Origin of the sequence: Streptomyces sp. NPDC056486 (assembly GCF_042795295.1) — a bacterium.
Taxonomy (GTDB): domain Bacteria; phylum Actinomycetota; class Actinomycetes; order Streptomycetales; family Streptomycetaceae; genus Streptomyces.
Genome location: NZ_JBHTSF010000002.1, coordinates 146069 through 158952 on the forward strand (window position 1 = coordinate 146069; position 12884 = coordinate 158952).

General features: G+C 72.4%; 14 protein-coding genes. 7 read left to right on the forward strand and 7 right to left on the reverse strand.

Annotated elements, in window-relative coordinates; all coding sequences use genetic code 11:
* Positions 1–52 precede the first annotated feature (52 nt).
* Positions 53–523 carry an MSMEG_6728 family protein gene (locus ACFQ7F_RS01895; RefSeq protein ID WP_383264561.1) on the forward strand — a complete coding sequence of 157 codons (471 nt, stop codon included), beginning with the start codon at positions 53–55 and terminating at the stop codon, positions 521–523.
* 3 nt (positions 524–526) lie between these two features.
* Here ACFQ7F_RS01895 and ACFQ7F_RS01900 read toward each other — a convergent pair whose 3' ends face one another.
* Entirely contained in the window at positions 527–1903 is a 1377-nt protein-coding gene (locus ACFQ7F_RS01900) for a hypothetical protein (RefSeq protein WP_383264564.1), read from the reverse strand.
* 113 nt (positions 1904–2016) lie between these two features.
* Between ACFQ7F_RS01900 and ACFQ7F_RS01905 the strand changes: the two genes are divergently transcribed.
* Positions 2017–3288, forward strand: a complete 1272-nt coding sequence (locus ACFQ7F_RS01905; RefSeq protein ID WP_383264567.1) for a molybdopterin-dependent oxidoreductase — start codon at positions 2017–2019, stop codon at positions 3286–3288.
* The gene (locus tag ACFQ7F_RS01910; RefSeq protein WP_383264570.1) at positions 3288–3785 is read left to right on the forward strand and encodes a hypothetical protein; all 498 of its coding nucleotides are present in this window, start codon (positions 3288–3290) and stop codon (positions 3783–3785) included. The genes ACFQ7F_RS01905 and ACFQ7F_RS01910 overlap by 1 nt, the downstream gene beginning before the upstream one ends.
* Here the strand turns inward: ACFQ7F_RS01910 and ACFQ7F_RS01915 are convergent.
* The 3 genes from ACFQ7F_RS01915 to ACFQ7F_RS01925 are packed head-to-tail and all read right to left on the reverse strand — an operon-like array spanning position 3728 to position 5879.
* The gene (locus ACFQ7F_RS01915) at positions 3728–4420 is read right to left on the reverse strand and encodes a class I SAM-dependent methyltransferase (protein ID WP_383264572.1); all 693 of its coding nucleotides are present in this window, start codon (positions 4418–4420) and stop codon (positions 3728–3730) included. The two genes, ACFQ7F_RS01910 and ACFQ7F_RS01915, sit on opposite strands and share 58 nt — an antisense overlap.
* Positions 4417–5085, reverse strand: coding sequence for a DUF2064 domain-containing protein (locus tag ACFQ7F_RS01920; RefSeq protein WP_383264575.1), 669 nt, complete (start codon positions 5083–5085; stop codon positions 4417–4419). The genes ACFQ7F_RS01915 and ACFQ7F_RS01920 overlap by 4 nt, the downstream gene beginning before the upstream one ends.
* Positions 5082–5879 (reverse strand): glycosyltransferase family 2 protein, encoded by a 798-nt coding sequence (locus tag ACFQ7F_RS01925; protein ID WP_383264578.1) that lies wholly within the window; start codon positions 5877–5879, stop codon positions 5082–5084. Before ACFQ7F_RS01925 ends, ACFQ7F_RS01920 begins: the two co-directional genes overlap by 4 nt.
* A gap of 124 nt (positions 5880–6003) precedes the next feature.
* On the opposite strand from ACFQ7F_RS01925, the gene ACFQ7F_RS01930 reads away from it, so the two are divergent.
* Both ACFQ7F_RS01930 and ACFQ7F_RS01935 read left to right on the forward strand, forming a co-directional pair.
* Positions 6004–6759: a response regulator transcription factor gene (locus ACFQ7F_RS01930; RefSeq protein WP_383264581.1), complete on the forward strand. Its 756-nt coding sequence runs from the start codon at positions 6004–6006 to the stop codon at positions 6757–6759.
* A gap of 5 nt (positions 6760–6764) precedes the next feature.
* Positions 6765–7877 carry a sensor histidine kinase gene (locus ACFQ7F_RS01935; RefSeq protein ID WP_383264584.1) on the forward strand — a complete coding sequence of 371 codons (1113 nt, stop codon included), beginning with the start codon at positions 6765–6767 and terminating at the stop codon, positions 7875–7877.
* Between the two features lie 33 nt (positions 7878–7910).
* Here ACFQ7F_RS01935 and ACFQ7F_RS01940 read toward each other — a convergent pair whose 3' ends face one another.
* Positions 7911–8960 carry an NAD-dependent epimerase/dehydratase family protein gene (locus ACFQ7F_RS01940; RefSeq protein WP_383264586.1) on the reverse strand — a complete coding sequence of 350 codons (1050 nt, stop codon included), beginning with the start codon at positions 8958–8960 and terminating at the stop codon, positions 7911–7913.
* 201 nt (positions 8961–9161) lie between these two features.
* On the opposite strand from ACFQ7F_RS01940, the gene ACFQ7F_RS01945 reads away from it, so the two are divergent.
* Both ACFQ7F_RS01945 and ACFQ7F_RS01950 read left to right on the forward strand, forming a co-directional pair.
* Positions 9162–9578, forward strand: coding sequence for an STAS domain-containing protein (locus ACFQ7F_RS01945; protein WP_383264589.1), 417 nt, complete (start codon positions 9162–9164; stop codon positions 9576–9578).
* A 27-nt stretch (positions 9579–9605) separates the two neighbouring features.
* Positions 9606–10022: a hypothetical protein gene (locus ACFQ7F_RS01950; protein WP_383264592.1), complete on the forward strand. Its 417-nt coding sequence runs from the start codon at positions 9606–9608 to the stop codon at positions 10020–10022.
* Here the strand turns inward: ACFQ7F_RS01950 and ACFQ7F_RS01955 are convergent.
* On the reverse strand, positions 9989–11386 hold the full coding sequence (locus ACFQ7F_RS01955) for a carboxyl transferase domain-containing protein (RefSeq protein WP_383264594.1): 1398 nt from the start codon (positions 11384–11386) through the stop codon (positions 9989–9991). The two genes, ACFQ7F_RS01950 and ACFQ7F_RS01955, sit on opposite strands and share 34 nt — an antisense overlap.
* A complete protein-coding gene (locus tag ACFQ7F_RS01960; RefSeq protein WP_383264597.1) occupies positions 11379–12830 on the reverse strand; it encodes an acyl-CoA synthetase in 1452 nt (483 codons plus the stop codon). The genes ACFQ7F_RS01955 and ACFQ7F_RS01960 overlap by 8 nt, the downstream gene beginning before the upstream one ends.
* Positions 12831–12884 lie beyond the last annotated feature (54 nt).

Below are 12884 nucleotides of genomic sequence, written 5' to 3' on the forward strand. Positions count from 1 at the left end.
GTCCACCCGTACCGCCCGTCTGGGAACGGACCGCCCGCGGTAGGCATTCTGCGTGCAGACCTTTCTCCCGTACTCCGACTTCACGCGATCCGCCGCGGTCCTGGACCAGGCACGTCTGGGCAAGCAGCGCGTCGAGGCCCTTCAGGTGCTGCGCGGCCTGACCGTGCCCGGCTACGGATGGCGGAACCATCCCGCGGTGCGCATGTGGATCGGCTACGAGGAGGCGCTGGTCCGCTACGGCCTCGACGTGTGCGCGATGTGGGTGGCGGAGGGGCGCGCCGACACCTGTGCCACCACGCTCGTCACCGACTTCACCCGGCACCGTCCCGGCGCCGATGTCCGTGCGCAGGAGCAGCTCGCCGTCGCCGGTGAGCTGCCACCCTGGCTGGGGGACCCCGCCTTCCACCGCAGCCACCGGTCGGCACTGGTGCGCAAGGCGCCGGAGTTCTACACCCCGTTCTTCCCTGACGTCCCCGACGACCTGCCCTACGTCTGGCCGCCCTCCGACCGGAGCGCTGCGTAGGGCTCACCACCCGGTGAACAGCAAGTGGTTGATCGCGAGCGCGAGTACGGCCTGTGCGGTGAGCCAGTAGCGCCTGCCCGCCGTCGGAAGGAGTGCCGTGGCCGCAAGGAGGAACGTGGCGAACGGCAGCCAGATGCGTTCCGTTTCCGCCTTGCTCATTCCGGAGAGGTCGGCGGCAAGGAGGGCGAGGAGGGCCGTCAGGACGAGGGTGGTCAGACGGTCGGCGGGTGTGGTTCGGCCGGTGCGCAGACGGCTGATCGTGCCGGGGGCGTCGGCCGCGGCCCTGCGCAGGGCCGCCACCGTCGCGAGGCCGATGACCAGCACCGTGCAGGCGAGGTTGGCCCACACGAAGTAGCCGTACGGTCTGATGCCGCCCGCCCCTTGGTAGTAGCGCTCGACGAGCAGGTGGTACGCCTCCCACCAGCTGAAGCCCGCGAGGGTGAAGGCGAGCGGGGTGACGGCTGCCCCGGCGAGCAGGAGCGGGAGCGGGCGCGGGGTGCGCGTGATCAGCGGGACGGCGGCGGCGACGAGGGCGAAGAGGACCAGGCCGTACGAGAGGTAGCAGACGAAGCCGAACAGCAGGCCCGATCCGAGGGCCGCGGCGGCGGGGGAGCGGACCGCGCGCGTCGCCGCGAGCGCGAGCAGCGCGATCGTCCAGGCCGTGACGGCGGCGAAGTAGCCGTCCGCGGAGGCGCCGACCCAGATCGCGGCCGGTGCGAGGACGAGGAAGGGCGCAGCCCGGCGAGCGGTCGCCTCGTCGGCCAGCGTGCGCAGGGTGATCAGGACGGCCACCACGGCGGTGCTGCCCACGGTGATGCAGAAGGCCCCGGCCCAGGCACCCCCGCCCAGGCCGACGCGGTCGAGGAGGACGAACGTGAGGGTGGCACCCGGCGGATGGCCCGCCGTATGGGCGGGCCAGTGGTCGGGGGAGTCGATCAGAATGTGCCGGGTGAAGTCCCGCAAGGTCGCCGGGATGTCCTCGAAGCGGTCGATGACCTGGAGGTATTCGTACTTGGTGGTGAGCCGCTGTGTCACGCCCCGGTGGAAGCCGTCGATCAGTGTGAGCGACCAGATCCAGGCCATGGAGGCGGCCCAGGCGGTGAGGAGCAGGGGCCGCCAGGAGAGACGGGCGGTGAGGGCGGGGGCGTACGCGATCACCGCGACGGCGACCGCGAGCGCGGCGGGCGTGCCCGGTCCGATGTGCGGGTCCCATCGGGCGTACAGGGGCGGCCAGTTGAGGTGCAGTGTGCCGTCCGCGTGCTCGATCGAGGTGCCGACGACGACGGCCGCGGCGACGAGTAGCGCCGCGATGCCGGCCGCGGCCAGGTCACGGTTGCGGCCGGTGCTCCCGGCGGTCCCGGTGCGCTCTGTGGTGCTCACGTCTGCACGGTAGGCGCAGGTGGAGCGGTTGACGGGGCTCCGCGGGACGACGTCAGCGTTTCGTCATGAGTCGTGAGCCCGTCGGCGGACCCGGTCCGGCATACGGTCGATTCATGCCCCCCGCACCACGTGTGACCTCTCCTGCCGACCCCGGTTTCTGGCGCAGCCCGCTGCGCGGACCCTGGCTCACCTCGGTGCTCGGCGTCGTTCTGCTGGCCGGTGTCACTGTGCTGTTCGTGACCGGCCTGCTGTCGTACGCCGCGTACAACCCGAACCTGTCACCCGTCAACGACAAGACACCCGACAAGGGCCTCCTCGGCTTCTATCTCTTCGCCTGGCCGACCGACCCGCACTGGCTCTACCGCCTCAACCAGGGCCTGCACGTCACGGTCGGCATCACGCTGATCCCGGTCCTTCTCGCGAAGCTGTGGTCGGTGATCCCGAAGCTCTTCACGCTGCCTCCGGCGCGGTCGATCGGGCACGCCCTGGAGCGGGTCTCACTGCTCCTGCTCGTCGGCGGCGCCCTCTTCGAGTTCATCACCGGTGTCCTCAACGTTCAGCTGGAGTACCTCTTTCCCGGCTCGTTCTATCCACTGCACTTCTACGGCGCCTGGGTGTTCGTCGCCGCGTTCCTCGCCCATGTCGTGCTGCGCCTGCCCCAGGCCGTACGCGTTCTGCGGGAACCGGGATGGCGCGCACGGCTGCGTGATCCGCGTCCCGAGCCGGCCGACGAAGGGGGACTCGTGGCGCCCCGCGCCGCGGAGCCGACCCTGTCGCGGCGGGGAGCGCTCGGCATGGTCGGCGCGGGTTCCGCCCTGCTGTTCGTGACGACGGCGGGGCAGACGGTGGACGGACCCCTGCGCCGCACCGCGCTGTTCGCGCCGCACGGCGGCGGCGATCCGGGGAACGGACCGAACGGCTTTCAGATCAACAAGACGGCCGCGAAGGTGGGCGTCGAGCCGCGGGACACGGGCGAGCTGTGGCGGCTGGTAGTCAGCGGACCACGGCACGATGTCAGCCTGTCCCGGAGCGACCTGCTCCAACTCCCGCTGCACAATGCCGCGTTGCCCATTGCCTGCGTCGAGGGCTGGTCGACGTCGGATCAGCGGTGGCGCGGCGTGCGGCTGCGTGACCTCGCCGCGCTTGCCGGGTTCGACGAGGACCCGCCGGGTGTGCTTGTGGAGTCCTTGCAGCGGCACGGGGCCTTCCGCAAGGCCGCGTTGCGCGACAACCAGGTCCGCGACCCGCGGTCTCTCCTCGCGCTGTACGTGAACGACCAGGACCTGTCGCCGGACCACGGCTACCCGGCACGGATCATCGTCCCGGCCGCGCCCGGCGTGCTCAACACCAAGTGGGTGTCCCGTCTGACCTTCGGGGAGCTGTGATGACCGGTCCGACACGCCGATTGCGGCGGTGGTACGGCGAGGGGCCGCTGCAACTCCTCGTGCTGCTCGCCTCGTTCACGCTCGCCGGGTACGCGGGGGTGCGCCTCCTGGACGGCGATCGGCTGATGATCGCCGTCTGGTTCGTCGGTGCCGCGCTGGTGCACGATCTGCTGTTCGTGCCCGCGTACGCACTCGTCGACCGGGCGCTGCGGGCCGCCGCGGGGCGGCGTGCCCGCGAGGGGTGGAGCGCGGGGTGGATCAACTTCGTGCGCGTACCGGCTTTCCTGTCCGGGCTGCTGCTCCTTGTGTGGTTCCCGCTCGTCACCGGGCAGGTGGGGCGTTACGAGTCCGCCACCGGGCTCCCGGCAGGTGTCTTCCTCGCCCGCTGGCTGATCGTCACGGCCGCGCTCTTCGCCGGAGCCGCTCTGTGCCGGGTGCTTCAGGCGTGGCGCGCGCGGCGCAGCGCCAGGAAGGAACGGCCGTCGGCGGTCCACTGATCGGCCGGGTGCCAGCCGAGCGGACGGGCATGACGCAGCAGGGCGGGGGTGCCGAGACGGGCCCAGGGGAACAGCTCGCCCGGCGCGCCGTGCCCGTCGTCGACGTGCACCTCCACGCGTTCGTCGACATCCAGATGGACGGTTTCGGCGATCAACAGGCCGGCAGGTGAGAGGAGTTGGGCAACGCGCTTGAGCAGTGCGGTGGGGTCGCCGCCGATCCCCACATTGCCGTCGATGAGCAGGGCGGTCCCCCAGCGGCCCTCGCCCGGAAGCGCGTCGAAGACGGAGCGGAGCAGCGCGGCGCCACCGAGCCGGACCGTGTGGTCGACGGCCGCCTGGCTGACGTCGACCCCCAGGACGCGGTGGCCTCGCTCCGCGGCCCCGGCGACCAGGCGGCCCGGGCCGCAGCCGATGTCGAGGACACTGCCCTCGCAGCGGCGCAACGCGGAGAGGTCCGCCGCGTCGGCACTCGCACACCAGCGTTCGACGTCCAGGGGCAGCAGCCAGCCGTCACTGCGGCGCAGGAACAAGGGGCCGTGGCCGTTGCGCAGGGCGTTGGTGTACGGATCCGCACGCCAAGGGGTAGCCGCTCGGCCGGTCCCGCGGAGGGCCGTGTCCGGCAGCGCGGTGCTCATCGGCCGCCGCCCGCGCCCGCGTGCCCGGCTGCCGTCGCGAGGCGGGCGAGCGCGGCGGCGAATCGGCTGTCCGGCGCGGCCCCTGCGACCTTCCCCGCGTCGTCGGCCGTGTCGACGTCACGCAGCCGGGGCAGCTCGCGCACCCTCAGCCCGGCGCCGGTGAGCCGGGCGCGTTGCAGGGCGCCGGTGTCGGGCCTCGACATGGGGACGCCGCGCAGCAGCTCCGGATCGGGCTCGGCAAGGCCCAGCGCCCAGAAGCCGCCGTCGACGGCGGGGCCGAACCAGGCGTCGCAGTCCTGCCAGGCGTCGGGGCCGAGCGCGGGGGCGAGCAGGCCGGGGGTGATCTGGGGGGTGTCCATGCCGACCAGAAGGGTCGGCCCCGAGCAGCCGGCGAACGCGGCGGCGAGCCGTTCGTCCAGACCGCCCGCGCACTGGGGCACCACCTCGATGCCGGAAGGCAGCCAGGGGCCAGGCTGCCCGTCGAGCACCAGCACGCGTCGGCGGGCGGGCGCCGCCAGGACGGAGCCGAGGGTGTCGGCCAGCGAGGCCGCGGCAAGATCGGCGGCCTCCTCGGGGGAGTAGGGCGGAGTGAGGCGGGTCTTCACCCGTCCGGGCAGGGGCTCCTTGGCGATGACGAGCAGGGTCGTCGACCCGTACGCGGTCACGCGGCACCGCCCGACGCCCGCCCCGTGGGGCCGACAGGATCGACAGGGCCCACGGAGCCGACGGGGACTGCCCGCGGTGGCTCCGCGAGCACGGCCCGCATGTCGCGCACCGCATGCCACGTCCCGAGCCACGTCCCCGTGACCTTCGACTTCCCGGCGCGCGGCAGATACGGCACGTCCCGCTCCTCGATCCGCCAGCCGGCGTCGGCCGCGCGCACGACCATCTGCAGCGGGTATCCGCTGCGCCGGTCGGTCAGGCCGAGCCCGAGCAGCGCCTCGCGCCGCGCCGCCCGCATCGGACCCAGATCGTGCAGGCGTACGCCGGTACGCCGCCGCAGCATCCGGGCAAGGGCCAGGTTGCCCGCGCGCGCGTGCGGCGGCCAGGCGCCGCGTCCCTGGGGCCGACGCCGTCCGACGACCAGATCGGCTTCGCCGTCCGTCACCCTGCGTACGAAGGTCCGAAGGAGCCCCGGATCCAGGGAGGCGTCGCAGTCGCAGAAGCACACGATGTCCGCGTCGGAGGCCGTGAGGCCCGCGTGGCAGGCGGCCCCGAAGCCGCGCCGCGGCTCATGCACGACGGTGGCGCCCAGAGCGCGGGCGATGTCCGGCGAACCGTCGGTGGAGCCGTTGTCGACGACGACGGCCCGCCAGTCGTCGGGAACGCGTTCAAGGACCCAGGGCAGCGCGGCGGCTTCGTCGAGACAGGGCAGGACGACATCGACCCGAACGGTGTGCGGGTCGTGCGCACCGGGCCCGTCGTGCGCCTCGGGTTCTACGGAGGGGGAGGGGGTCATGTGACTCACCCTATGAATCCGAACCGGACATATTGGACTTGAGGTTCTTACGAAACGGGGACGTCGGCAACCGGGAGCACGCCTGACCGGCCGGTCTCCGTGCGGCAGGTGCGACGCTGGCGGTATGCAGCCACCACCGCAGGACCGCGCTCCCACCGGGGCCGCCACGCCGACCGCACCCGCGCCCCGGGTGCTCGTCGTGGATGACGATCCGACCGTCGCCGAGGTCGTCGCGGGCTACCTGGAGCGCGGCGGCTACACGGTCGACCGCGCCGGGGACGGCCCCGGGGCCCTGGAGCGCGCCGGGGTGTTCCGGCCCGACCTGGTCGTCCTCGATCTGATGCTGCCCGGCATGGACGGTCTCGAGGTGTGCCGCCGCCTGCGCGTCACGGGCCCTGTGCCCGTCATCATGCTCACCGCCCGTGGCGATGAGGATGACCGGATCCTGGGCCTGGAGATAGGGGCCGACGACTACGTCACCAAGCCCTTCAGCCCGCGCGAACTGGTCCTGCGGGTGGAATCGGTGCTGCGCCGCAGCCGCGCCGCCCGCGCTCCCGAGGCCGTCGCCACGCTGCGGGCCGCAGGCCTGTGGGTGGACCCGGCGGCGCGCCGCGCGACGAAAGGCGGGGACGAACTCGCCCTCACCCTGCGCGAGTTCGACCTTCTCGCCTTCCTGCTTCGCCACCCGGGGCAGGCGTTCGGCCGTGAGGAGCTGATGCGGGAAGTGTGGGGCTGGGAGTTCGGTGACCTGTCCACGGTCACCGTCCACATCCGCAGGCTCCGCGGCAAGGTCGAGGACGACCCGGCAAGACCGCGGCTGATCCAGACGGTGTGGGGTCTGGGATACCGCCTGGACGTACCACCCCGAGCGGAAGGCTGACCCTCATGAAGGACATCCTGGTCATCGCCCTCTTCGCCTTCCTGGGTGCCGCGAGCGCCGGACTCCTCGGCGCTCTGACGCTGCGCCTGCTGAGGCACCGCTCCCTCGTGGTGTCGATGACCGTCGTGGCGGCCGTCGCGGTGCTCGCGATGCTGGCGGGGACACTCGCGGTGGCCTGGGAGATGTTCCTGTCGCCGCACGACCTGACCGTGGTGACCATCGTGGTGGCGATGGCCGCCGTGGTCTCGCTCGCCACCGCGCTGCTGCTGGGCCGCTGGGTGGTCGCCCGCAGCAATGCCCTGACCCTGGCGGCCCGTTCCTTCGGTGACGGCGGCAGCTTCGCCGCCCCGCCCGAACCCGTGAGCGCCGAACTGGCCGCACTGACCAGGGAGTTGCAGTCGACCAGTGCCAAACTCGCCGAGTCCCGCGAGCGCGAGCGGGCCCTGGAAAGCTCCCGGCGCGAACTGGTCGCCTGGATCTCCCACGACCTGCGCACCCCGCTGGCCGGACTGCGGGCCATGTCCGAGGCGCTCGAGGACGGCGTGGCGGCCGACCCCGACCGCTATCTGCGCCAGATCCGCACCGAGGTCGAACGCCTCAACTCCATGGTCGGAGACCTCTTCGAACTCTCCCGTATCCACGCGGGGGCGCTGGCTCTGTCGATGTCCCGCATCTCCGTCTACGACCTGGTGGGCGACGCGCTCGCGGGCGTCGATCCCCTCGCCCGCGAGTACCGGGTGCGTCTCGTCGGCGACAGCGTCGAGGCCGTCCCTGTCGAGGTCGACAGCAAGGAGATGAGCCGCGTCCTTGGCAATCTCCTGATCAACGCGATCCGCCGTACACCGGCCGACGGAACCGTCGCGGTGGCGGCGTCGCGCTCCCCGGACGGCGTGGTCCTTTCCGTGACCGACGGCTGCGGCGGCATCCCCGAGGAGGATCTGTCCCGCGTCTTCGACACCGGCTGGCGCGGCAGTCAGTCCCGCACACCCCCGGCGGGCGCGGGCCTCGGCCTCGCGATCGTGCGCGGCATCGTCGAGGCGCACCACGGCAGGGCGGCCGTACGCAATGTGGCGGGCGGCTGCTGCTTCGAGGTCACGCTCCCGGCGGCACGGTCGTAGCCCCCGTCATCCGTCGCGAAACCTTCAGCGGGGCTACCCGCGCAGCGGCGCCTTCGCGAAGGACGCCATCCCCTCGGCGAAGCCCACATCCGCACGCCACCCAAGGTCCGACCGCAGCCGCCCCGAGTCCGCCGTGACATGCCGTACGTCCCCGAGCCGGTACTCACCGGTCACCGCCGGGACCGGACCGCCGAACGCCCGCGCAAGCTCGCCCGCCATCTCCCCGACGGTGTGCGGCTCACCGCTGCCGGTGTTGTACGCCGTGAACGCCCCCGCCTCCCGCTCGCCCACCGCCTCGAGCGCCATCACATTGGCCGCCGCCACATCGCGTACGTGCACGAAGTCCCGCCGCTGACGGCCGTCCTCGAAGACCTGAGGTGCCTCGCCCCGCTCGAGCGAGGAACGGAAGAACGAGGCCACACCGGCGTACGGGGTGTCGCGGGGCATGCCGGGGCCGTACACGTTGTGGTAGCGCAACGACACCGCGCGGCCACCGCTCGCCCGGGCCCACGCGGCGGCCAGATGTTCCTGCGCCAGCTTGGTCGACGCGTACACATTGCGCGGATCGGCGGGCGCGTCCTCGCCCACCAGGCCAGGGGTCAACTCGGCTCCGCAGTCCGGGCAGAGCGGCTCGAAGCGCCCGGCGTCCAGATCGGCCGCCGCGCGCGGACCCGGCCGGACGACCCCGTGCCGCGCACACTCGTACCGCCCCTCCCCGTACACCACCATCGACCCGGCGAGCACCAGATCCCGCACCCCGGCACCGGCCATCTCGGCGAGCAGGACGGCCGTGCCCAGGTCGTTGCAGCCGACGTACTCCGGGGCGTCCGCGAAGTCCTTGCCGAGCCCCACCATCGCCGCCTGATGGCAGACCGCGTCCACCCCGCGCAGCGCGTCCCGCACCGCGTCCCGGTCCCGGACATCGGCGACGGTCCACCGCTGACCTTCGTGCGGCCGAGGCGGTTCGGCATGGGCGGAGGGCAGCAGGGCGTCGAACACCGCCACTTCGTGCCCACGCTCCGAGAGGGCTTCGACCACGTGCGATCCGATGAACCCGGCGCCGCCGGTGACAAGTACGCGCATGCCGCCCACGCTAGGCGTGCCGACGCGGGGTGACGATCACCGACGGGGCTTCGTCACGGGTCCGTAAGAACCGCGCGGCGGTGGATGCATCGTGCAGCGTTGGGCCGAGTGGGCTGAACTCCGGAGGCCGGATTGGCATACTGCTGCTGTGCCTCGAAATGACCCCTTCTGAAGTCGAGACGCCGTATGGGGGTGGTCCGGATGGCGCTTCACACATCCGTCAGGCAGGGGTGTCTGGTTGTACAGATGCCCCCGGAAGTCGACATCGGCAATGCCGAACCGCTCCGGTGGGAGTTGCGTGCGGTGTGCCGGGCCCTCCTTGACCGCGCCTCGCGGGACGGAGTGTCGGCGGTGGTCGTGGACTGGGCGGCGGCCCCGTTTCTGACCATGGCCGGGGTGGCCGTCCTTGAGGACTTCCGGCAGCGGGTGGACGCGGGCGGGGTTCCGCTCAGGTTGGTGGCCTCGCGCAGAGTGGTTCGCGCGGTGCTGCGCATCGTGGGTCTGAACGACGTGCTGGCGATCCACGACACCGTGGAGCAGGCGCTGGCCGGTGGCAAGATCTCCGGCCGAGGCGAAGGCGAAGGCCGGGGCCGGCCGGAGATAGGCAGGACATCCTGACGCCAGGGGCGGACGGACGGTGCGGACATGACCAATGGCGAACGCCGGCGAAGCCGAGGGACCCCGTCGAGTCATCTGGGCGACCACCTGGGTCTGATTACCCAGTTCACCGAGCAGGCACGGGTCGGTCTGGAGCAGGAGACCGACACCGCGCACATCTTCATGGCGATCTATTCCGGCTTCCTCGTGGAGGCGGGAGCGGGAATACGCTGGCTGCTCGAGCCGTCCCTGATCGAGCGGGCGATCGTCGCCGTCCGCCGTGCGGCTCCCGAGGCCAGGGGCGCGGAGCGTGACCTGGCGACCCGTCTCCTCGCCACCTTGTGGACGGCGGGCGTCGTCGCCGGTATCGACACCGAGGACTGGATCCGAAGCGCCCCGGAACTCCCCGAGATCTGTCTGCGCATGGCCGCTCAGGTCGTCGAGGAGATGGACCCCGGGCCCTGAATGCCTCTGGCCAGGCCGAGTTCGACCAGGTCCTGCGGGCGAAGGCGCAGCTGCTCGGCCGTCGACCGGATCTCCTCGTGCCCCCGTTTGAGGATCGCCGCGGCCGGCTCCGGGGCGATCACCGAGAAGTAACTGTCCGGTGTCACCCAGAGGTTGTCGGCTGCCGCGAGGGCGAGTGCGCCGCCGGAGCCGCCCTCGCCGATGACCAGCGAGGTGACCGGCACCGACGCGGTGGCGACGGCGGCGAACAGGTCCGCGATCGCCGCGCCCGCGCCCGCCCGTTCGGCCTCCGCTCCGTTCGCCGCCCCCGGGGTGTCGACGAGCGTAAGGACGGGAATGCCGAGCCGCCCCGCGAGCCGGACGAGCCGGGCCGCGGTGCGGTACCCGGCGGGTGTCGTCGCTGTCCCGCCCTGCGCCGCGTAGGCCACCGTCCGCCCAGCGCGCGACCCGAAGCCGCAGAGCATGCCCGGGTCCACGCCCCCGCACCGGTCGCCGCGCAGGGGTGCGCGATCGGTGAAGTAGGCGTCCAAGTAGGCCGCGGCGCGCGGGCGTTCGGGGGAGCGGGCGCGACGCACGGCCTCCCAGCCGGTGGCAGGCAGGTCGGTGCGACCGAGTGAACCGGGGGGTTCGGCCGCACCCGGAGCGGGAGCGGACAGCAGCCCGAGGCGCAGGGACAGCGCTTCGCGCAGTTCCTCGGGGTGCACGACCTCATCGATCGCCCCGGCCGCCAACTGGGCCTCGGCGGTGTACGCCGCCGGATCAGTGTCCGCGGGACGCACCCGGGACCCGGCGAAGCCGACCTGGCTGCCGGGCAGGGCCAGGATCAGGTCGGCGCCTGCCCCCAGGGTGGCCCAGCCGCCGCCCGTGGTCGGATCGCGAAGGACCGCGATCCGGGGGAGGCCCGCCGCGCCGGTGAGCGCGGACTGCCGCGCCACGCGCTGCAGTTGGACCAGGGCCCGCATGCCCTCCTGCATACGGCTGCCCCCCGTCGCGATCAGTGAGACGACGGGCAGCCGGTGGGTACGGGCGTGGCGGTGTGCGGCCTCGATGCGGTCGCCCGTGCGTTCGCCGAGGGAGCCGCCCAGGAAGCCGAACTCGAAGGAGATGATCACTGCTCGGGTGCCGCCCGCGGTGGCGGTGCCGCAGACCACCGACTCGCGTTCGCCGGTACGTTCCTCGGCACGGGCGCGGGACTCGGCGTACCCCTCCCAGTCGATCGGGCCGTCCTGCCCTGCCGTCGCGTCGATGAACTCCCCCTCAGGTGCGGGTAGTTCACGGAAACTGTCCTGATCGGCCACGGCGGCGACGGCCGCGCGGGCGGTCAGGCGAACGGCCGCCTGACCGCCGGGCGTGGACTCAGCCATGAAGGGATCGCTTCATGATCTTCCCCATGTCGTTGCGGGGGAGCTCCGGAAGATAGCGCACGATCCGAGGACGCTTGTGCGGGGCGAGCTGGGCGGCCACATGGTCCGCCAAGTCCTTTTCCGCCGGGGGCTGCTCCGGGTCGCTCGGCACGATCCAGGCGACGATGCGCTCGCCCAGGTCGTCGTCCGGTTCGCCGGTCACGGCGGCCTCGCGTACGCCCGGGTACTCGAGCAGGGCGTTCTCGATCTCGCCCGCGCCGATCTTGTAGCCGCCGCTCTTGATGAGGTCGGTGGCCTTGCGGCCGACGATGCGCACATAGCCGTCGTCGTCGCGCAGCGCCATGTCGCCGGTACGGAACCAGCCGTCGGCGGTGAAGGCCGCGGCGGTGGCGTCCGGCCGGTTCAGATACTCGGTGAACAGATTCGGGCCGCGCACCTCGATCTCGCCGACCTCCAGCGGGTCCGAGGTCTCGGCGCCCGACTCGTCCACGAGCCGCAACTCCACACCGCCCAACGGCACCCCGACGGTTCCGGCGCGCGGTTCGCCGTCGGCCCGCACGCTCGTGTTCATCAGCGTCTCCGTCATGCCGTACCGCTCGACCACCCGGCGTCCCGTCGCCGCAGCGATCCGCTCGTGGTCGTGCACGGGCAGCGCGGCAGAGCCGGAGACCAGGAGCCGCGCGCCGGACAGGGCCTTGGCCAGACCCGGGTCGGTTGGCAGCGCCTCCGCGATGCGGTGGTACATGGTGGGCACGCCGAACAGCATCGTCGCCCCGTCAGCCAGTTCGCGCTGCACCCCCTCGATGGAGAACCGGCCCAGGTGCCGTACCGAACCGCCCCGGCGCAGCGGCCCCAGGATGCCGAGGATGAGACCGTGCACATGGAACAGCGGAAGTCCGTGCACAAGGACGTCGTCGGACGTCCACTGCCAGGCGTCCTCAAGCGCGTCCAGGGTGGCGGTGAGGGCCCGGCGGGGCAGCACCGCGCCCTTGGGAGGGCCTGTGGTGCCCGAGGTGTAGACGACCAGGGCGGGGGATTCGGGTCCGGGTTCGGCGGGCAGCTCCGACGCCGTCGCGGGGCCGGTGAGCGTGATGTCCGTACGCTCCAACGCCCGCAGAGGTACGGGGAGTTCGTCACCCGGCGCCGCGAGCACCACCGTGGGGGCGCTGTCCGCCACGATGTGCCCCAGCTCGCGCTCGCCGATCTTTGGGTTCAGCGGCACCACGGGCACACCGGCGAGCAGCGCGGCCACCACACCGACGGCGGTTTCGAGAGTCGGTGTCGCCCACAGCGCGACCCGGCGCGCCGAGCCGATCGAGGCGGCGAGCGAACCGGCCGTCGCGGCGAGTTCGGCGTACGTCAGCGAGCGCTCGCCGAAACGCAGGGCGGGCAGGTCGGGGCCCGCGACGAGGGTCGGGAAGAGGGGCGGATGGGCAGAACTCACGCTGCGTATCTCCTTGGTTGTCGTCGATGGTCCTTCGAGGGCCATGGAGGTTCG